A 21,173-nucleotide genomic window follows, 5' to 3' on the forward strand; every position below is an offset into this window, starting at 1 on the left:
TTATACTCAGCCTTAATTGTATATAAATTTAGATTATTATAATAACTATTCCAAATAACTGTTTAAATTACTATTTAAATTACTGAGAGCCTGTCATGAGTGCCATTAATTTACAGACCTTTGCGTCATTACCCAAATCTAAAATAACCCAAAAACCGGTCATTCATTTTGCCCATGCTAATGGTATGCCAAGTGCTGTTTATGCGCCGTTTTTTGCAGCGCTTGCTGAATTTTTTACCATTGAATATATTCCAATGTTGGGTAATACGCCCGATTATCCAGTAGATGATCATTGGAAGAGCCTGACGCAGCAGATTATTGATAGTGTGGAACGTACTTGTGAGCAGCATGGCGTTAGTCAGGTGGTGGGTGTCGGTCATTCGCTTGGTGCGATGTGTACTATGCAGGCGTTATACCGTGCGCCAGAAATCTTTGCGCAAGCGGTGCTGATGGATCCACCTTGGATTTATGGCAAAGTTAGCCTGCTATGGCATTTGGCTAAAACCGCAGATAGATTACCGCTAATGAATAATCGTTTGATGGATAAACTGTCGCCAGCGGGCGTGTCTAAGCATCGCCGTGATGTTTGGGATAGCCGCGAAGATGCCTATGATAAGCTGCGTCATAAAGGCTTTTTTAAAGATTTCGATGAGCGTAGCTTTGATGGCTATATCGAGCATGGTTTACATGAGCGTGCTGATGGAAAGGTAACGCTGGCCATTCCTAAAGCAAGAGAAGTTGAAGTTTTTCGTACCAATCCATCATGGTATTGGCTGACCCCAAACCGTGCGCCTAAGCCGCCGGTAACACTCATCATTGGTGAAGACAGTATATTTCTTAAACGCCGATTTCCGCAGCAAATCAAATCACGCCTTAATATCGATTACGAAACCCATGCAGGTGGTCATATGTTCCCACTTGAGCACCCAGAGTCTGTGGCGCTACAAGTGCTTGAGCTTATCAAACAGCAGTTACCAAAATAAGCTGATCTTTTATACTAATGCTCATCATAAATATAATGTGGGCAGCTCGTACACCCTTTTGAGTGATACTTTATGCTAAAAGACGCGAACCCTGCACCTGCTATGACCTCATCTGTTATGACTACAGCACCTAAGCCTGCAGCGCTATTTTCACGCTTGGGTGCGTTGCTTCTACTCATTGGGATGGTGGTTACATTTTTTATTAGTCAATTAATCGGCGTGTATATCGCCGGCAAACTGGTATTACCCGCCACTAAAAATGCAACTATGGGCGATATTTTCTTTTTTGGTAGTAACGATGGCACAGTGGTCAGTCTTTCTATCATTATTGGTTGTGTATTATTGGTGGCAATCAGCGTCTTGTTGATTCGTGTGAGAGGCGGAAATGTAAAACAGTATCTGGCGTTAAAGTCATTTTCATGGACAGTCGGTGTCGGCATGCTAGGACTGTTGCTGATATTTATGATTGGCAGTCAGGCATTAACTTACCTGCTCGATAAATCGCCATTGGTCTTTGTCGACCCTTTATATCAGTCTGTGAGCTCAGTATGGCTATTGATATTTGCGATGGTGATTGTCGCGCCAATTTATGAAGAGCTTATATTTCGTGGGTTATTGTGGTCGGCTATCGCAGAGCAATTCTCGGACGCAACCTATGCAGAGCATCGCGGGGCAGTCATCGCTAGCCTAGTGACTAGCGTGATATTTGCGGTTATTCATTTGCAATATGGTCTTTATGAAATCAGCACCATTGTGGTGCTGGCATTGCTATTTTGCTACGCACGTATTAAGTCGGGCTCGCTAGTGCTGCCGATGTTGCTACATATTCTTAATAATGGAGCAGCTATGTGGCAGTATTTAGCGCAAGTTGCTTAAATGCTTAACTATAAACGGCTAACGCTAACGGCTAATTAGTGAGTGTTTTCACAAATTAGCCATTCACCAGTTAGCCATTGTTTTATGCGAGAAAATTAGTCGCTTATTTTCATGCCTCTGGATTTAATACTAAGACTTCGGCAGCGGCTCGTTTAATATCGTCAATCTTCAATTGCGGTTTGCCACTCAGTGCCTGTCGCCACCTGCGTGCGCCCATCAAACCTTGGAACAATCCTAAATAGTGCCGCGTCATCGTTGGTAGCGCTTCACCTTTAGCGACTTGTTCTTCTAAATAAGGATATAGCTTCGCTAAAATATCTGAGCGCTTAGGACTCGGCGCACCCCATAAAATATTGGTTTCTGCCAATAAGTACGGGTTATGATAAAACGCCCGTCCAATCATCACCCCATCGATATGCTGCAAATGCGCTTTGATATCAGCAACTGTCTCGATACCACCGTTAATCTCAATATCAAGCGCCGGGAAGTCTTGTTTAAGCCGGTAAACATCATCATAACGTAAGGGCGGTATTTCGCGATTTTGCTTCGGGCTCAAGCCTTGTAGCCACGCTGTACGAGCATGGACAATAAAGCGCGTACAGCCTGCTGCCGCGACTTTTTCAACAAAATCTACCATAAACTCATAACTATCAAAATCATCGATACCAATACGATGCTTGACCGTCACCGGAATATCGACCGCCGCCTGCATGTGTTTGACCAAATCGGCAACCGTGTGCGGCTCTGCCATGAGGCAAGCGCCAATCTTATTATGTTGGACGCGATCAGAGGGACAACCAACGTTGATATTGACCTCATCATAGCCGTGCTGCTGCGCAAACTCAGCGCATTGGGTCATCTCACTAATATCTGCGCCGCCCAGTTGTAGCACCAGCGGATGTTCAAGCGCATCAAAGCGCAGATGCCGCGCGCGATTACCATGTATCAGCGCACCGGTACTAATCATCTCGGTATAAAGATAAACGTGCGGATTAAACAGCCGTGCAAAGTAGCGATAATCTGTCGTAGTCCAATCGATCATGGGCGCAACTGAGAGTCGTTTGTTGGTCATATCAACCATTAGAATTAAGCCTCGTTATTAAGCATGCATACTTTTCAGTGCATTTTTAAGAATAGTTAAAGTGATAATAGATAAAGCGCCATGGTTTGTATGTCCATGACGCCTTTTTTTTATCACTTTATCTATATAGGTTAAATAGTAAAAAAATCAATGCAACAGCCAAATAGAAATAAATTGAATAGTGGTCACATTAAACAGCTATTCTCTAAATTACCTCATCGATTTTTTTGAATTCGGGCAAATTATAAAAATAAATGCCCATGATGATACCAATAAAGCCAATAAAGGCTATATAAAGGGCAGGCGAAAAACTGATATATAAAGTGGCATAACCAAGCCCAAAAGGCACTAAGACTCCGACAATACCGTAAGCGACATTATAACAAAGCGCCATGCCAGTAAGTCGCACATTGGTTGGAAATAATTGCACCAAGATGGCCGGTACCATGCCAACAATACCAGAGCAAAACCCTAACAGCGCATACATGATAAGAATATAATCGCCACTTGCTTGCAGATGATAAAAGAAGGCAAACATCTGGGCAATCAATAACATAGAACCAATTGCCAACACTTTACCGAAGTTTTGATGATTAGATATAAGTCCATAAAATACACAGCCAAAAATCATAAATACAATGCCTAGACTGTGTGAAAATCCAAATAAATCATTGTCTAAAGTAAAGCGCAACTCAATTAAATCAGGTAATAACAGGACAATAACGGTTGTGACACTCGATATAATAAGGGTAAGCAGCAAGCCGATAAAAATAGAATGCTTACAATGCTTAAAGAGTAAGGTAAAGGGCTTAGCAATATAATCACTTGGTTTTGAGGCTTTCATAGCAATGAAAAACGGCGACTCGTCTATCCAGCGCCATGCCAACAGTGGTAAAACGCTGAATATCGCTGCGGCAAAAAATGGTACACGCCAGCCATAGTCAGCCAATTGCTCTGTGGTCATGGAGTTGGTCAGCCAAAGAAAAAAGGCGTTAGAGAATAGGACACCGACAAAAAAGCTGGCGGTCACATAGCTACAGGCGATTGATAAATATTGACGCGGCACGTGTTCTGAGACAAAAACCCAAGCCAGTGGCACAAAAAGCCCAAATGCCATCCCTTGTATCAGGCGTAAAATAATAAATAACGCTGGCGCAAACAAGCCCAATTGTGTATAAGTGGGCAAACAAGCCATCGCCAGTAAGCTAGCTGCGGTCACCAAGATACTGATTAATAGTATCGGTTTACGACCTTTGCTATCTCCATAGCGCCCGAAGATAACGCCGCCAAATGGACGGGCCAAATAACCAATGGCAAACAGTCCCAGCCCTTGTATTTTCGCCATCGCCGCGCTGGTATTAGCGGGGAAAAAAGCGGCTGCAATGATATCGGCAAGATATAAATAAATCAAAAAATCAAAAAACGCGACTGCGCTGCTAAAGCAGATAAATAGTACGGCATTTCTATCTTTAGAAGACATTAGTGCATATTGAGAACGAGAAGGCATAATAAATCAAGCACCACATAAAGAAGAGTTTATCAAGACGGTTATTATCTAGATAACCGACTATAGTAAAAAACAAGAAACCAGCATAGCTGGATAATAATTTGCTGAAGACGTAAAGTTTTGCGCTAAAAAAAACATGAGCGATAATTCATCTATTTAAAATGGCGCGCTGAAGCTTGCTCTGTTTGTTGAAAAGCTATTTAAAAGTAATTAAATAAGCTCTATCGAATAAAATTTATTCGATAAAGTGTTTGACCCTTATAGCAACCAATCAATCGGTAGCCATGACATGATGGTCAGCCAAACATGGTCACTGATATCAACAAGCGGCTCTGAATCGTAGACCACTTTTTTGCCATCTTCTATTGTATGCCACTGTAAATTGCCGTTTTCTAATAACTTTACTTCGTACGCTTGGGTCAACAAGTCATCGCTCAGCGCATCATGTAACTGTTTTGCGAGCTCATCATCATTGATAATCACCCCCATCTCAGTATTGATATTAGCGGAGCGCGGGTCGACATTGTATGAGCCGATGAATACTTGATAGTCATCAACGGCAAAAGCTTTTGCATGCAAGCTGGTTGACGACTGGCTGCGCGCTTTCCATAGCTTGTTTTCACGTTTTTCTTCAGAGGCCGTAGATTTTAGCTCGTAGATTTTTACCCCTGCACGTAGCAGATTAGGACGCCATTGACTGTAGCCAGAATGCACGGCGGTCACATCGGTAGCATCAAAAGAGTTGGTCAAAATATTGATTTCAATACCCGATTCTGCCAGCGCTACCAAGGTATTAACACCATCTTTGGTGGGTACAAAATAGGATGAGATAATAGTCAGACGCTTGCTTGGGCTACCCAATAGGGTGCGCAGCTGATGCACCAAATTGGTATCCGCTGGCACAGTTTTGGTCAGTTTTCCGACATCATCACTCAAAAACTGCATGTTCGTCCAGCGAAAGGGCACACGTTTATTGATTAAATCAGTATCAATAGACGAATCTTCGATAGCAGTTTTATAGACTTCCAAACTACTTCTGCTATCATTTTTCTCATCACTTCTTAATTTATCTAAGCCCTCTAAAAAGTCAGTGGTTTTACCTCTATCAAGAGTGGCTAAAGTTTGAATATCAAATGAGATCGGTGCCGACCAGTAGCTGGCAAAGCTGTTATCAATATCGGCGACGACTTTGCCTATCAGTAAAACATCTAAATCCGCAAATTGGCTGTTTTTATCGTTACTTAAGTATTCATCGCCAATATTACGCCCACCAATAATGGTAATTTGCTTATCGAAAATCATGCTTTTATTGTGCATGCGGCGATTGATACGCGGTAAACCAGTTACGAAATTTAAAGTTTGAAATTTACGGTACATCAATGGATTGATAATACGTACCGCAATATTAGGGTGGCTGGCAAAACGTAATAGATGTTGATCAAACTTGGCGCTGTTATTAAAATCATCGAGTAACAGGCGCACGATGACCCCGCGCTCGGCGGCATCCCACAAGTCCTTTAGCATCAGCTGTCCAGCTTGGTCATTATGCCAGATATAATATTGCGCATCGATATTACGGGTGGCCATATTGGTCAAAATACTGCGTGACGCAAAGGCATTGGCTCCCGTCACAATCGGGTGGTAACCAGATAGATCAGGGTGAATCTCGTTTTGTTCACTAATCGCTGCCACCAAATCCGTACTATTGCTTTGAGGATTGATATTTGCGTTATTATCTTGGCTACTATTTTTATTAGCACTGTCTTGATTACTACTGCCTTCTAGAGTAGCAGTTTGCTGATTATCTGTTTGTTGGCTATCCGCTTGTTGATTAGCGTCCTGTTGGCTATCATTCTGTTGGTATAAAGCGTCAACGCGTGCCGATAATGCTTGGCTTTCAGGCAAATGTGGCTGTTTTGGCAAAGTTTGGCAGCCACTAAGACTTAAGGTGAGCCCAAGCGTTAAACTCAACGATAAGTTGCTTGGTTCTATACTGAATATCGACATAAATGAGCTACCTTCGTGAGCCTGAATATAACGCAGCGCTTGTTAAATGGGGTTGAATTTTTTGGCTATTTTTAGCGATGATAGCACTGATAATGTAGCCTATGATAATATCGCTCAAAGCAATATTCAAAGCGCCGCTAAGCTTAGCAGTTGTCGTCATCTGTGCCTATTATAAATACGTTATTTTTGTTAGATGCCGCGCTTTATTAGCCATGCTGTAAATATCTTCCGGTCATCGTTTGTGCTTGCATTGCACCCTTACAAATGCTTTAACCAGTCTTGGTTGTAAATGCTTAAGAATCTTCTTACTAAATAGTATGCAAAAATAATATTTAGCATGGCTTTGAAAGCAGCTGTTTGGAATAAGTTGGCATGCTATGATAACGCGAATGAATGGTATTTATAATCAAAAATAAGCCGTATGTTTAATAATAACCCGTGCAATGGAAAACTTATGAGTCAGTCGCAAACGCATGATGATAGCAATTTGAATAAAATAGATCCAAACTGGCGCAGTGACGCGCTCAATTTAGACCTCAATTATGGCATGCAGACCATTGCGGTACGAGCAGGGCAACATCGCACTGACGAGGGCGAGCACTCAGAAGCTATTTTTACCACCAGCTCTTATGTGTATGAGTCAGCGGCAGATGCCGCTGCCCACTTTAATGGCGAAAAGTCGGGCAACGTTTACTCGCGCCATACCAATCCTAGTGTGCGTACCTTTGAGCGGCGTTTGGCAGCACTTGAAAATGGCGAGCGTGCTGTGGCGACTGCCTCAGGCATGGGCGCAATCTTAACAATGTGCTTAGCCTACTTAAAAGCAGGCGACCACCTGCTTGCTGCCAATCAATTATTTGGCTCATCAATTGGCTTGTTTAATAACTATATGGCAAAGTTCGGCGTTGAAGTTAGCTATGTCGATTGCTTCGATAATGAGGCGTGGGCAAATGCGGTTCAGGCGAATACCAAGGTGATTTATTGCGAAAGCCCCAGTAATCCGTTGGCACAGATTTGTGATATTGGTTATTTGAGCGAGCTGTGTAAAGCCAATGATATTTTACTGGTCGTTGATAATTGCTTTGCCACGCCTGCATTGCAGCGCCCATTAGATTTGGGTGCTGATGTGGTCATTCATTCTGCGACCAAATATTTAGACGGACAAGGTCGGGTATTGGGGGGCGCATTGGTCGGCAGTGATAAGCTGATGCAAGAGGCATTTACCGTGGTGCGCTCAGGTGGTATCAGCATGAGCCCATTTAACGCGTGGGTCTTTACTAAAGGGCTTGAGACGCTGAAGTTACGTATGCAAGCGCATTGTCAAAATGCCAATCAAGTGGCAGAATTCTTAGTCAATCATCCTAATGTCAGTACCGTACATTTTTCAGGATTAAGCAATCATCCCGCTCACGAATTGGCTACGCGCCAACATCATATGAAAGGTGGTTATGGTGCTATCATGGGCTTTGAAGTTAAGCCGTCGGCTAGCTCTGATTTAAAGGACTCTGATCCAAAAGCTGCTGCTTGGCATGTGATTGACTCAACGCAAATGCTGTCTATTACCAATAATTTGGGTGATGCCAAGACCACGATTACCCATCCAGCGACCACCACCCACTTTCGCCTGACGCCTCAGGCGCGCGCAGAAGCAGGTGTCAACGATAGCCTTATCCGTTTGTCAGTGGGTTTGGAAGATGTGGAAGATATCATCAAAGATTTGGCGCGTGGTTTAGACAGTTTGTAAAGATAACGGTATAATCGCTGTTAGCATTTTATTTTAGTAAAATACCAATCATTTATGATTAAAAACAAAAGAGGCAACTATGAATATTCAAGCATTGATGCAACAAGCACAAACGATGCAAAAGAAAGTTGAAGCAAACGTTGAAAACGCTAAGAAAGAATTGGCCAATAAAGAAGTACACGCCGAAGCGGGCAGTGGTCTAGTAAAAGTAACTATGACGGGTCGTCATGTGGTTAAGCGTTTAACCATCGACCCAAGTTTATTGGAAGATGAGCCAGATATGATCGAAGACTTAATCGCTGCTGCGATCAATGATGCGGTGCGTCAAGCAGATGAGCTATATGAAGAAACCATGGCTGGTGCGACCTCAGGTATGGGTTTACCACCAGGTATGCAAGGTATGTTCTAAATAGCTAGATTTCAAGCGCTAAGTTTTTAAAGCCGAAAATTTTAAAGACTAATTTTTTAAAAACAAAGCCGTTAAATATTAATCTTTTAAGCGCGAAAAACTGCGGATTGAGCACAAAAACGGGGTTGTTATCGACATGATACGACCCCATTTTTATAGCTAAGATTTATAAATTAAGTTAAATAAAGGAAGTTACTTTGCTGACAGCCAAATTTGATCAGCTGGTCAAACAGCTGCGTATTTTGCCGGGCGTGGGGCAAAAAAGTGCCCAACGTATGGCGCTGCATCTACTCACTAAAAAACGTCCCCAAGGCATGGCGCTTGCCCAAGCGCTTGATGAGGCGATGCGTGATATCGTCGAATGCCAGCGTTGCCACAGCTTTAGTGATGAGGCGGTTTGTCCATTATGCCAAGACCCAAGGCGTGATGATGGACTATTATGCGTGGTGGAAACCGCCGCAGATGTGATGGCTATCGAACAAACGGCAGGCTATCGTGGACGCTACTTTGTGTTAGGTGGTCACTTATCACCGATTGATGGCATTAGTGCCGATGATTTAAATATTGAGCAGCTGGTCTGGCGTGTCAAACAAGAGCCAGTTGAGGAGTTAATACTGGATACTGGCACCACTGTCGAAGGGCAGACTACCGCCCACTTTATCAGTGAAGCGGTCAGTCGTCATGTCAATAAAGTGACGCGTTTGGCGCAAGGCGTGCCCATGGGCGGTGAGCTTGAGTATCTTGATAGTATGACCCTTGGCCAAGCCATGCAAAATCGTTCTTTCTTATAGTATTCTTTATAGTAATTCCATAAATTCTCTATAAAAACCAAGTCTTGTCCATTTTATTTGATGAAATTGTTATAATTGCTTTCTTATTTATTTTTATTAAGACGCAATTTAGCGTTTTATTTTCTCCTATTTATGCAGGTATCTGCCCGTGTCCAACCATGCTTCAACAGCTCCAGTCGCTGCCACCCAATCAAACCACTCAGACAATTCTACTGCTACTGATGATGAACCTTCAAAGCTATCAATTAATAATGAGGTAGCGCCAGCAGATTTGCCGCCAGAGCCGGATATCGATGCGCTATTGGACATTGCTGATGAAGCTGCTGTCACTTGGGTGCGTCAGCAAGATGGTTTGGCTGAAGTTATCGATGCCTTGGCGACTTGCGGGCGAGTGGCCTTAGATACTGAATTTATCAAGCGCGATACTTATTATCCACGTTTGGCATTGGTGCAGCTCAACACTGGCAATCATGTTTATTTATTGGATGCTCCGCAATTGCAATTGGCTGAGCTGTGGCAGGCACTGATGAAAGTAGATGTTGCTATTTGGCATGCGTGCGGTGAGGATTTAGGGATTTTTTATCTGCTATCAGGTTGTCCGCCATTGACCAATATCTTTGATACGCAAATTGCCCTATCTTATTTAACGGGTCAATTACAAATGGGCTATCAGCAGGCGCTTGATGACCAGCTAGATATGCACATTGATAAGGAGCATAGTCAGTCAGATTGGTTGCAACGTCCGCTATCAGATGAGCAAGAGCAATATGCGATTGATGACGTAAGATTTTTGCCAGCGCTTTATTTGAGCCTTGAGTATGAGTTAAAAAAGAAAGGTTTATACGATTATGTATGGGCGGACTGCCAGCTTTATGCTAGTGATTTATATGACGCGCAGCATGTTGAAGACGAGGCGATGTATCTAACGATGGCGGATTATCGTTATACCTCTGAGCAAATGGCTATACTACAAGCGGTTGCGACGTGGCGTGAGGAACTGGCGCGTTCTACCAATCAGCCGCGTACCTTTGTGATAAAAAAACAAGCAGTGCGCGAGATTATCACTGAAAAACCAAACACTATGCGTGAGCTGGCGCATAAGACAACTATGCATCGTAGCATGCTACGCTTATATGGCGACGAGCTACTGAAAGTAATCAAAGACGCCAAAAACCTGCATCCTGCTGAGCATCCAGACTGTCTATTACCGCCGTATCGCTCAAAAAATAAAGTGCTATCAAAAGCGGTGCAACAAGCAATAGACGACCAAGCAGAAAAAACCGGCGTACCGGCTAGTGTCTTGATGCGTAAAAAATGGCTAGGGCAATTATATGAAGTGATTGCTTTTGATAAAGACCTAAGTGAATTACCAGAGGGGCTAAAAGGCTGGCGCAATGACTGGGTGATGCAAACCTTGATTCCGGTGATTCAAGCGCATAAAACCGAGTTGCAGCAGGGTATGGGTGTCAATGTTCGATAAGCAATAAAGATTAGAATTTATAAGTGCTTAAGCTCGCTATGGTTAAACTTTCCATGTTGTAAAAAATATTTGGTTTGTGCGGCCACTGTTTTATCGACCAGCATGCCAGTATGAGAGACTGGTAAAATAATGTGATCGGTGGCTGCCTCTATTTTGGTTTCTTCTATATATACTGTGCCATCGTGTAGTAGATGTTCTACTGATAGCATGTTGTCTGCCTGACGCAGTTTGCGATTATGATATTGCAGAAACAACTGCCCCAAACCGTAAGGGCGATTACCGGCAATTACGCCTAAGGTAAGATGCTCCGGTAAAGGTGCGACGGTGCCATCTAGTGCATCGATGTATGAGCGTCCCACCACAGCTGGGGTCAAGCGCCAAATATAATCTGCACAAACACTGCCTAAATGCGGTGTCCCAAGTGTCACACAGCGTCCAATTTGCCATTGTGGATATTCATTAACAAAATTACGAATAATCAAACCACCCAAACTATGACCGACCAAATCTATCGGTTGGTCTGGACGATGATGAGTTTCTAGCCAGTCATTTAGGCGGGCGCTATTGGTTTTGATGCTATCACGCATACTACGATAGCCATACTGATGGGTGTCAAATCCTGCTACTTGCAAGCGTTTGGCCAATGGCCGCATAATCCAAGCCGTTTGATGCAGACCATGAATCAGAATAACGCGGCTTTTTTGTTTAGGTGCTTTTTGTTGCATATCTTTTTGTGTCATCACAGTGTCCAAATGAGTAATATCATAATATTTATTATCGATGCTTGTTTATTAAAATAAGCGGACAGACAGGTTCTTTTATATTAACTCTTTAGGAGTAAAGGTTGTCAAATTATCTAGGGTCTTTTTTCTTAATATCCGCGGTTCTATCGCTATCAGGGTGCGTCAGTCAAGAGTTAGAAAAGCCTGTGTCTGTTCTCGCAAGCGTACCAATAGTGAGCCAACCGTTAGTAGTTGAGCCACCTCTGCAAATTGCTACTTGGTCACCAACTAAATATAACGGTCGATTTACCGCTATGGTATCTGGATATTTAACAGTTGTTAATAACAGTCTTGCTTTGACTAGGGATAGTAAAGAGCTAACGACGAAAGACAATACATATTTATTGGTATTAGCGGATGATTCATTTTCGTGGGATGCAGATAAAGAGATTCTATTGTTTGAAGGAAAGCCTTATAAGATTGGCGATGAGCTTTATCTTGGTGGCGGGGCATTTACTTATCCTAATGCTAACATTACAGATCAGGTAAAAGTGAACTGGATAGAATGTGGCTTAGATAAAGGTTGGTTAGGTGGTTAATCCTAAGCAACAGCGAAAAACGTTGACATTCTATATGCAAAATAAAAACCTCCAAATCAGCTGCTGACTTGGAGGTTTATTTTTATATTAACTGTTTATAGTTGTTTGAAAACTACATGTAGTTTTCGATACTTGGGCAAGAACACATGAGATTCTTATCACCATAGGCATCATCAACACGTGCCACACTCGGCCAGAACTTATTGGCGCGGATGTATGGCAGTGGGAATGCGGCGGTATCACGGCTGTACGGATGCGACCATTCGCTGCTGGTAATCATCGCCGCAGTATGCGGTGCGTTGACCAATGGGTTGTCCTCTAACGTCCAACCATCGTCACCGGCTTTGGATTTCAGCGCTTCGGCTTTGATGGATTTTAGCGCACTGATAAAGCGATCTAACTCTTCTTTCGACTCAGACTCAGTTGGCTCAATCATCAAAGTGCCCGCGACTGGGAAGCTCATCGTTGGTGAGTGGAAACCATAATCCATCAAGCGCTTGGCGATATCGCTTTCACTGATGCCAGTTTCTTCTTTTAACGGGCGAATATCGATGATACATTCGTGAGCGACGCGGCCGTTTTTGCCGGTATAAAGCACAGGGTAATGGTCTTTAAGCTGCGCGGCAACATAGTTGGCATTTAACAGCGCCAGCTCAGTGGCTTTTAGCAAACCATCACGGCCCATCATGGCAATATACATCCATGAGATAGGTAAGATGCTTGCCGAACCATAAGGTGCTGCTGATACGGCTGAAAAATCATTTTGCGCGTTATGTACCGGGCTAATAGTATGGCTAGCGATAAACGGTGCCAAATGTGACTTCATGCCAATAGGGCCCATGCCTGGACCGCCGCCGCCATGTGGGATACAGAAAGTCTTGTGCAAGTTCATGTGTAGTACGTCAGCACCAACATCAGCAGGCTGCATCATGCCGACCTGCGCGTTCATGTTAGCACCGTCCATATAGACTTGACCGCCATGCTTATGAATCAAATCACAAATATGACGGATACCTTCTTCAAACACACCGTGCGTTGATGGGTAAGTAATCATCAAGGCACCTAAATTGGTGCTATGCTCTTCACATTTAGCGGTTAAGTCGTCGATATCAACGTTACCATTGTCATCAGTTTTGACCACCACCACTTGCATACCCATCATCATGGCAGTAGCAGGGTTGGTACCGTGCGCTGACATTGGAATCAAGCAAACATCACGGTCAGTTTCGCCCAATGATTCATGGTAACGACGGATTGCTAATAAACCAGCATATTCGCCTGAAGCGCCAGAGTTTGGCTGCATAGACACTTCATCAAAACCGGTGATGGCTTTAAGTTGCTCTTGCAAACTATCAATCATAGCGATATAGCCAGTGACTTGATCACGCGGTGCAAATGGATGCACATTGGCAAATTCAGGCCATGTAATAGGTAGCATTTCACTGGTAGCATTCAATTTCATGGTACAGCTACCAAGTGAAATCATACTACGGTTCATCGCCAAATCTTTATCTTCAAGCGACTTTAAGTAGCGCAGCATTTCATGTTCGGTATGATGCGAGTTAAATACTGGATGGCTCAAGATGTCATCAGTACGCAAGTGAGCGCTATCGAGTGATACGCTAGCTGTTTCAGGTAAATCGTGTGATTTGCTAACAAATAGCTGAGTTAAAACGTTAAAGTCTTGCTCATCACTGATTTCACTGAACGCGACGCCAAGCTTACTGTCGCCCAAACGCCATAAGTTATAACCAACATTGTCCGCATTTTCAAAAATCTGCGTCGCAAGATTTTCTGAACCACAATCAACCACGACGGTATCAAAGAATTGATCATGTACCACGTTTAGATTGTTATCGTTAGCTTCTTTAATAACGTTCGCAAAGGCAGTGGCAAACGCATGAATACGTGTCGCAATGCGCTTGACGCCATTTGGACCATGATAAACGGCGTACATACCAGCTAAGTTAGCAAGCAAGACTTGCGAAGTACAGATGTTTGAGTTGGCTTTTTCGCGGCGGATATGCTGCTCGCGAGTTTGCAGTGCCATACGTAATGCAGTATTGCCTTGCGAGTCTTTTGAGACGCCAATGATACGACCAGGGGCTGAGCGTTTGGCTTTATCAGAGAATGCAAAGTAGGCGGCATGTGGGCCACCAAAGCCCATTGGAATACCAAAACGCTGGGTACTACCCAATGCCACGTCTGCGCCCATATCGGCTGGTGATTTTAATAACACCAAGCTCATGATGTCACTCACGACACTCACATAAGTTTTATTTTTCTTCACCGCCGCGATAACGTCGGTTAAGTCTTTTACATCGCCTTCTTGACCGACGTATTGGAAAATAGCACCGAAATAATCGCCTGATTTAGCCAATTCGAAATCACCAACGATTACTTCCCAACCAAAGTATTTGGCACGAGTATTGATGACATCTAAGGTTTGCGGGTAGATACGGTCATCAACAAAAAACTGCGTTGATTTGCTTTTGCTTACACGCTTTGACATGGCCATCGCTTCTGCCGCAGCAGTTGCTTCGTCAAGTAATGAGGCACCAGCAAGCTCAAGACCCGTTAAATCAATACATACTTGTTGGAAGTTAAGCAGGGCTTCTAGGCGACCTTGGGCAATTTCTGCTTGATAAGGGGTATAAGCGGTGTACCAGCCTGGATTTTCAAGAACGTTGCGTTGAATGACCGCTGGCATACGCACTGGCGAGTAGCCCTGACCGATATAGCTCTTATTAACCGTGATGTCGTCTGCCATGGTACGCAATTTAGCAAGCGCAGCATGCTCACTCATTGCCACTGGCAAATCTAGCTCTTTATGCAAGCGCACTGGCTCAGGAACCGTATCATTGATAAAGCTTGCCATATCGTTATAACCAATCGCACTGAGCAAATCAGCTTGTTTGGCATCATTTGAGCCCAAATGACGATAGACAAATTCAGCTTCGTTGAATAAACCTTTGAAAGTATCAAACGTTGGGTTTTGAGAGATAGTCATAACAGTCCTTGATAAAAGGGATGATAAAGGAGATGGCTAAAATAACTGATAATAAATAATGACGGCTTACGTTTTTATACGTAATGCACAAACTGTTCTTGGTCAAAGCGGAACTGGGTGTTGTAGACACCATTATCAGCACGCTCGCCAGCACCAATCATCATAATGATATGGTGATCGTCGCTTAAATTTAATAAGCGCTTCATAGCAGGCTCATCAAAGCCGCCCATCGGACAGCTATCAAAACCGTGCGCGCGTAGGGCAAGCATTAGGTTTTCAGCTGCAAGAGCAGTATTGTTGGTAGCCCAGTTTTTGGTGTCTTCAAAGGTGTAATAAGGTGATTTGATCGGACCTTTTACTCGTCTGACCACCTGCGTCGCGCCCCATTTAGCTGCTGAGATTACATTGACCGGTCCTCGCAAGAAGTCCATGGTCACAACTTTGTTATAGTAGTCTTTGACCTTTTTTGGCACTGGCGTATCGGGGTATTCACGTAAGATTTGCTTGGCGTGATCTTGCCAGATATCCGTACGCGCAACGACCGCGATTAAGCGAGCTGAAGTTTTTGCCGCGTTTTGATTCATGCAGTTTTTTACCGCGCGTTTGCGCTTGTCCGCATCATCAATCACATAAAATTCCCACGGCTGTAGATTGCTCGAGTTCGGCGCGAGTATGGCCAAACGCAGACAATCTGCTAACACGTCATCCGGTATCTTTGTGTCGGTAAAGCGACGAACGGAACGACGTGATTCAACCACTTCGCGAAACGCTTGTAGCTGCGGGGTATTATCAGGCGTGGCAAAGCTTGCTTGAGAACTTGCTTGCTTATCAGTGCTAGAGGTCATATTAGAATCCATACTGGGAATTGAATGATCAACTTAGGTCAGTATTGAGTGTCTCTTTTCAATAGTGTCTGACAAGTGATGAATACGAGTAAATCGAATAGCAGTTGGCAGTAGTCAATTGAGCGATAAATATTTTAGATAAATGCGTACAGATATCGGCTGACGCCAATATCTGTCATAACAAGTTATATTTTTCAAGCTACATTTTTTAAGGTTGCAAATAGTGATATTTTATTTCAGTCAAATACCGCTTTTAAAGGGATGAGCAAAGCTGCTGATATTACAGCTCGTTTTCGTACTCATCAGCAGTCAGCAGCGCTTCGTAGTCAGCGATGTTGTCAGGCTTCATTCTAAAGAACCAACCTTCACCGTATGGGTCAGAGTTGATGATTTCCGGATCGTCTTCTAGTGCTTCGTTGATCGCAACGACTTCACCTGAGATAGGCGCGTAAACGTCAGAGGCCGCTTTTACTGATTCTACTACTGAGATTTCGTCATCAACAGCGATGATGTCACCCACGTCTGGCAATTCAACAAATACCACGTCACCCAATAGGTCTTGAGCATGGTCAGTGATACCAACAGTGATAGTACCGTCGTCTTCTAGGCGTAGCCACTCGTGGCTGGCGATGTATTTTAGTTCTGCTGGGATATTGCTCATGGTCTCTCTCCTAAGTGATAGAGGATGGTTTACAAAAATAGTGGAAGCTAATAATAGAATTTATAATGCCTACGCGTCAAACTGTTGCTTACCATTACGGACAAACGGTAGCTTAAGCACACGTACATCAACGAACTTACCTTTGCCGCGCAAATCGACTTGCACGCTATCGTCATCTGATAAGCTGGCAGGTACACGGGCAATAGCGATGGAGTTTTTTAGGCTCGGTGAGAAGGTGCCACTGGTAATCAGACCAGTTTGCTCATTGTCTGATCCTTGATTGATAGTCACAGTCATGCCTTCACGCAATACACCGCGCGTCGTCAATAGTAAGCCAACTTGTTTCATGGCGGTGTTGTCGTCTTTTGCTTGTTGGCGTTTACTTACTAAGGCTTCACGACCGATAAAGTCACGCTCGTCTTTTAGCGCCAGTGTCCAGCCCATGTTGCACTCATAAGGGCTGATATCTTCGTCCATGTCATGACCATAGAGGTTCATGCCCGCTTCCATACGCAAGGTATCACGCGCACCAAGGCCCGCAGGTTTAACACCGTTGGCTTTTAATTGCTCAAAGAAATCTGGGGCATCGTCGCCATGCATAATCACTTCGACACCATCTTCACCCGTGTAGCCCGTACGAGCAACAAACCAATCCGTGCCTTCGATGTCTGTCAAGTCAGCACCAACGAAAGGTTTAAGACCAGCCAAGGTATCGGCCCAACTTGGTTTGGTTTGCGCTAGCTTTTCAACGGCATTTGGGCCTTGAACGGCAATCATGGCAAGCTCTGGGCGCTCGGTGATGGTGATATCGAAACCTTCAGCGACTTTTTCAAATTGTGCCATGTCTTTATCGCGAGTGGCAGCGTTTGAGACGATACGATATTCGGTCGCGTCTTCATTCATTAGGTAGACGATTAAATCATCGATGATGCCGCCTTGCTCATTGAGCATACCTGAATAAAGCGCTTTACCAACGGTCTTTAGTTTATCGACATCATTGGCCAGTAACTTTTGTAGCCATGCTTTGGTATCGCTACCTTTAACATCGGCGACAACCATATGTGAGACATCAAACATACCGGCATCGGTACGCACCGCTTCATGTTCTTCGATTTGTGAACCATAATGGATTGGTAATTCCCAACCAGAAAAATCCACCAGTTTGCCATCACTATCAACGTGAGACTGGTAAAGAGGCGTGCGTTTAGGGGCTGAGGTGTTAGTGTTTTGAGTGTCAGTCATGACAAATCCTTATGTGAACATCAGTTATACTCGGTAGAGTAATGAGCGATGTGCATTATCATAGTAACGAGAAGCAATATTGCAGGGTGCAAGCATTGCAACCAAGGGTAGCACAGAAAAAATAGAACAATACGCCAAACAGACGTTGAACGTCGGTTTAAGCAAAAGCCCTATCTGTCCTGTGACCTGAGATTTTCAACACGAACCATCATTTTTTGTCTAAGCATTTGCTTGCGGAACAATAGCAATGATGTCGCATTTTCTCCCCTTCGGTGGGTAAGGCGTCGTCCGCACTTACCGCTCTCCAGATTTGTTATGCCTTGTATTTGGGTGTGCTACGCGATTGATGGTAGACAGCGAAACAGTCGTGGCATGTGTTTTTCAGTCCTTTTACCTGAGCGATTGGCAGGGTGGATGCGCCTTCGGTGGTCTTGTCGCAATGATTAATGCAAATCATTAAATGAGCGCACTCGATATCGCGCTAAAGACTCTCTCCTGAAAAACGCTTTTATTATGAAAGGTTAATGGTTTTTTTACAAGCCACCGCATGCATTAAAGTGAATAATTTAACCAAAATGCGCTTTTCTAGAGATATTGAGGTAAATAAACCGCTAAAAAAGCCAATTTCTTGCACTTCTATAAGGCAAAATTAAGTCATCAAAAGCTATCTATGCAAAACCTGCTACGCAAAGCTACTATTGAAAATCAGACAAATTATGCTAGGCTAGCAGCCATTATTCCTATCTTTCTTATTCATTTAATTTAAGCTATTTAGTAGCAGTCATTTAATAGCGATTTTGATAGATGATTTTAACCTTTAGTGTGCAATAGGTGTCTTTATGCATTGCGATATTTATAAGTTTCCCAAGCACGATGATATGTATGTTTACATCGCGCGTCCTGATTATCCTGACGATACCGACGAGATTAAAGACTGGCTTGGGGTATTACCTAAAGACTTCCGCGCAGGCTTAGGGCGTAGTCAGTTTGTAATGCATTTAGACTTGGCAACCACGCCAACGCTTGCTCGTGTCGATAAAGAAGAAGTATTGGCAAAGTTAAACTCGCAAGGGTATTTTGTACAAATGCCACCACAAGATGTTATGCGCCGCCAAGCAGAATTACGCGCTCGTGAAGCACAAGACAATATTTATGACTAATGGGCATTTTTTAAAGAGAGTTTTATAGCAAGGTGATTTAAGACGGTGTCCGATTATAGAAGACACTGATAGGCAAGTGGTAATAAGTAGGTAAGTAGCGAACCGCCAATTGCTAAAAAACGTTACTAAGCAGTGGCCAGCATGCATTTTATTCGGAAGTCGTGATAAACTAGCAGGCCATATACGTGACAAAATACAATATATGGCAAGACAGACTTAAAGACTTAGATACATTGGCTTAAAGACCTAGGCTTAAAAACAAAAAAGTGACGCACGATTTATCAACGTAGGTAACTAAACACGCATGGACTGGTTAAAAGGTATTGTAAGCAGCTTACCGCTGGAAGCCATTAGTGATATTCTCGGTGAGATTACGATTTGGTGGGGGCAGCTGGTAAAAGATGTGCCAGCCGCAGACTTACCTATGTATGCGTATCTTGGCGGCGTCATTATCGTTTTGATACTCTGGGTATTGGTTGCTCGCGTTTTGCCGCGCCCACTCGGCGGCATGAGTTGGATGATATTATTTGCTGTTTTGCTTGCTCCAGGTACAGCGCTTGGTGATCCCAGCGTGATTGCACCGGCCAGTATCAGTGTTGTCTACGCTATTATGATGAAAGATACGGCTGGCGCGATTGCTAATATGTTACCTATACTCGTTGTATTGGTCGTGGGCTTGTTTGTTGGTTTTGTTTGGCAACTGATACGCGGCGCGTTTGAGTCAAGTTTAGATAAAGCACGCAGCCGTACCGCAGAAGATACGCAAGCGACTATGCAGCTAACTACAGGTAACTACTTGGTAGACGATGCTAGTTTAGTCGAGCCATCTAATAATTCAGCATTGATGTCTAAACCTGAAATTGCCAAACCTGAAATGGTTAAAACTGGAATAAGTAAGACAGAAGCTAGTTTAGCAAAAGGCGATAAGCTATCGAAACGAGCTGAGAATGATAAATCTGACCAGCTTTAGAATAATATTAGATTTGATTGACTAAGATAGAAGACACCCTGCGTGTCTTTTTTTATGCCAAGCCGTTTTTATTTGTGAGCAACTGCGAACGCATGAGTATTTTGGCAATCAATGTAGCTGTGCTAGTCTAATTCATTATTTATCATGCAAAAGTTGCCTTTCAATCCTCTAATCTATAACAATAACTGAGACTTAATTTATGACCACCACGACTGATAAAACCAAGAAAAGCTTTACTGGTACGCAAAACTATATTGCTACCGATGACTTACAACTGGCAGTCAACGCGGCAATGACGCTACAAAAGCCGCTACTTATCAAGGGTGAGCCTGGTACCGGTAAGACGTTACTCGCTGAAGAAGTTGCTGAAAGTCTGGGTATGCCGCTGATTACGTGGCACATTAAATCAACCACCAAGGCTGAGCAAGGGCTGTATGAGTACGATGCGGTATCGCGCTTAAGAGACTCTCAATTGGGCGATGATAAGGTGTATGAGATTGGCAACTATATTAAGCCCGGTAAGCTATGGGAGGCCTTTACTAGCAGCGAGCGCAGTGTGTTATTGATTGATGAGATTGATAAAGCTGATATCGAGTTCCCGAATGACTTGCTGCATGAGCTCGATAAAATGTCGTTTTATGTCTATGAGACAGGCGAGACCATCACCGCCGAGCAGCGTCCAGTCGTTATTATTACCTCAAACAATGAAAAAGAGCTGCCAGATGCATTTTTGCGTCGTTGCTTCTTTCATTATATCGACTTCCCAGAAGAAGCAACCATGCGTCAAATCATTGAGGTGCATTTCCCTAATATTCAAGAAAAATTGGTCAATGATGCGCTCGATATCTTTTATAAGCTGCGTAATGTCCAAGGGCTTAAAAAGCCACCATCAACCTCAGAATTGGTCGATTGGTTAACGTTGCTACTGGCTGACGATATGGCGCAAGCAGAGTTAGAAGAAAACTTGCGCGGTGAGAAGTCTATTCCGCCGTTATATGGTGCGCTGCTCAAAAACGAAGCCGATGTGAATTTATTGCAGCGTTTTGCCAATATGATGCGTCGTTAAGCGATAAACCATTTGTCATG

General features: G+C 43.6%; 18 protein-coding genes and 2 riboswitches. Of the genes, 10 read left to right on the forward strand and 8 right to left on the reverse strand.

What is annotated here, in order from left to right; genetic code table 11:
* Nucleotides 1–95: 95 nt before the first annotated feature.
* A complete protein-coding gene (locus tag JMX13_RS01580) occupies nt 96–983 on the forward strand; it encodes an alpha/beta fold hydrolase (protein WP_201609101.1) in 888 nt (295 codons plus the stop codon).
* 72 nt (nt 984–1,055) lie between these two features.
* Complete coding sequence (locus JMX13_RS01585) at nt 1,056–1,859, forward strand: CPBP family intramembrane glutamic endopeptidase (RefSeq protein WP_227686166.1); 804 nt, start codon at nt 1,056–1,058, stop codon at nt 1,857–1,859.
* Nucleotides 1,860–1,968: 109 nt separating this feature from the next.
* Here the strand turns inward: JMX13_RS01585 and dusA are convergent, their stop codons facing one another.
* The 3 genes from dusA to JMX13_RS01600 form a co-directional block, all read right to left on the reverse strand.
* A complete protein-coding gene (dusA, locus tag JMX13_RS01590) occupies nt 1,969–2,940 on the reverse strand; it encodes a tRNA dihydrouridine(20/20a) synthase DusA (RefSeq protein ID WP_201609103.1) in 972 nt (323 codons plus the stop codon).
* A gap of 205 nt (nt 2,941–3,145) precedes the next feature.
* The gene (locus tag JMX13_RS01595) at nt 3,146–4,447 is read right to left on the reverse strand and encodes an MFS transporter (protein WP_201609105.1); all 1,302 of its coding nucleotides are present in this window, start codon (nt 4,445–4,447) and stop codon (nt 3,146–3,148) included.
* 258 nt (nt 4,448–4,705) lie between these two features.
* Nucleotides 4,706–6,454, reverse strand: a complete 1,749-nt coding sequence (locus JMX13_RS01600; protein WP_201609107.1) for a phospholipase D family protein — start codon at nt 6,452–6,454, stop codon at nt 4,706–4,708.
* A gap of 454 nt (nt 6,455–6,908) precedes the next feature.
* Between JMX13_RS01600 and JMX13_RS01605 the strand changes: the two genes are divergently transcribed.
* From JMX13_RS01605 to JMX13_RS01620, 4 genes are all read left to right on the forward strand, one after another.
* Entirely contained in the window at nt 6,909–8,198 is a 1,290-nt protein-coding gene (locus tag JMX13_RS01605; RefSeq protein ID WP_201609109.1) for an O-succinylhomoserine sulfhydrylase, read from the forward strand.
* A gap of 79 nt (nt 8,199–8,277) precedes the next feature.
* Entirely contained in the window at nt 8,278–8,607 is a 330-nt protein-coding gene (locus tag JMX13_RS01610) for a YbaB/EbfC family nucleoid-associated protein (protein ID WP_201543753.1), read from the forward strand.
* Nucleotides 8,608–8,804: 197 nt separating this feature from the next.
* A complete protein-coding gene (gene recR / locus JMX13_RS01615; protein WP_201609111.1) occupies nt 8,805–9,398 on the forward strand; it encodes a recombination mediator RecR in 594 nt (197 codons plus the stop codon).
* Nucleotides 9,399–9,546: 148 nt separating this feature from the next.
* The gene (locus JMX13_RS01620; protein WP_201609113.1) at nt 9,547–10,878 is read left to right on the forward strand and encodes a ribonuclease D; all 1,332 of its coding nucleotides are present in this window, start codon (nt 9,547–9,549) and stop codon (nt 10,876–10,878) included.
* A 17-nt stretch (nt 10,879–10,895) separates the two neighbouring features.
* On the opposite strand, the gene JMX13_RS01625 is transcribed toward JMX13_RS01620, so the two are convergent.
* On the reverse strand, nt 10,896–11,618 hold the full coding sequence (locus JMX13_RS01625) for an esterase/lipase family protein (protein WP_227686167.1): 723 nt from the start codon (nt 11,616–11,618) through the stop codon (nt 10,896–10,898).
* A 104-nt stretch (nt 11,619–11,722) separates the two neighbouring features.
* On the opposite strand from JMX13_RS01625, the gene JMX13_RS01630 reads away from it, so the two are divergent.
* On the forward strand, nt 11,723–12,199 hold the full coding sequence (locus JMX13_RS01630; protein WP_201609115.1) for a hypothetical protein: 477 nt from the start codon (nt 11,723–11,725) through the stop codon (nt 12,197–12,199).
* A gap of 112 nt (nt 12,200–12,311) precedes the next feature.
* Here the strand turns inward: JMX13_RS01630 and gcvP are convergent, their stop codons facing one another.
* From gcvP to gcvT, 4 genes are all read right to left on the reverse strand, one after another.
* A complete protein-coding gene (gcvP, locus tag JMX13_RS01635; protein ID WP_201609116.1) occupies nt 12,312–15,209 on the reverse strand; it encodes an aminomethyl-transferring glycine dehydrogenase in 2,898 nt (965 codons plus the stop codon).
* 74 nt (nt 15,210–15,283) lie between these two features.
* Nucleotides 15,284–16,054 (reverse strand): nitroreductase family protein, encoded by a 771-nt coding sequence (locus JMX13_RS01640; protein WP_201609117.1) that lies wholly within the window; start codon nt 16,052–16,054, stop codon nt 15,284–15,286.
* A 280-nt stretch (nt 16,055–16,334) separates the two neighbouring features.
* Entirely contained in the window at nt 16,335–16,715 is a 381-nt protein-coding gene (gene gcvH, locus JMX13_RS01645; RefSeq protein ID WP_011280078.1) for a glycine cleavage system protein GcvH, read from the reverse strand.
* A gap of 69 nt (nt 16,716–16,784) precedes the next feature.
* Nucleotides 16,785–17,957, reverse strand: coding sequence for a glycine cleavage system aminomethyltransferase GcvT (gene gcvT, locus JMX13_RS01650; protein ID WP_201609118.1), 1,173 nt, complete (start codon nt 17,955–17,957; stop codon nt 16,785–16,787).
* A 164-nt stretch (nt 17,958–18,121) separates the two neighbouring features.
* Nucleotides 18,122–18,275: riboswitch (glycine riboswitch) on the reverse strand.
* Between the two features lie 54 nt (nt 18,276–18,329).
* A riboswitch (glycine riboswitch) is annotated at nt 18,330–18,465 on the reverse strand.
* 331 nt (nt 18,466–18,796) lie between these two features.
* On the opposite strand from gcvT, the gene JMX13_RS01655 reads away from it, so the two are divergent.
* The 3 genes from JMX13_RS01655 to JMX13_RS01665 all read left to right on the forward strand — a co-directional run bounded on the left by JMX13_RS01655 (nt 18,797) and on the right by JMX13_RS01665 (nt 21,153).
* A complete protein-coding gene (locus JMX13_RS01655) occupies nt 18,797–19,117 on the forward strand; it encodes a YcgL domain-containing protein (RefSeq protein WP_201609119.1) in 321 nt (106 codons plus the stop codon).
* Between the two features lie 304 nt (nt 19,118–19,421).
* A complete protein-coding gene (locus JMX13_RS01660; protein ID WP_227686168.1) occupies nt 19,422–20,087 on the forward strand; it encodes a hypothetical protein in 666 nt (221 codons plus the stop codon).
* Between the two features lie 199 nt (nt 20,088–20,286).
* Nucleotides 20,287–21,153, forward strand: a complete 867-nt coding sequence (locus tag JMX13_RS01665; RefSeq protein ID WP_201609120.1) for an AAA family ATPase — start codon at nt 20,287–20,289, stop codon at nt 21,151–21,153.
* The last annotated feature ends 20 nt before the right edge of the window (nt 21,154–21,173 follow it).

The sequence above is a fragment of the Psychrobacter immobilis genome (genome assembly GCF_904846285.1).
Taxonomy (GTDB): domain Bacteria; phylum Pseudomonadota; class Gammaproteobacteria; order Pseudomonadales; family Moraxellaceae; genus Psychrobacter; species Psychrobacter immobilis_D.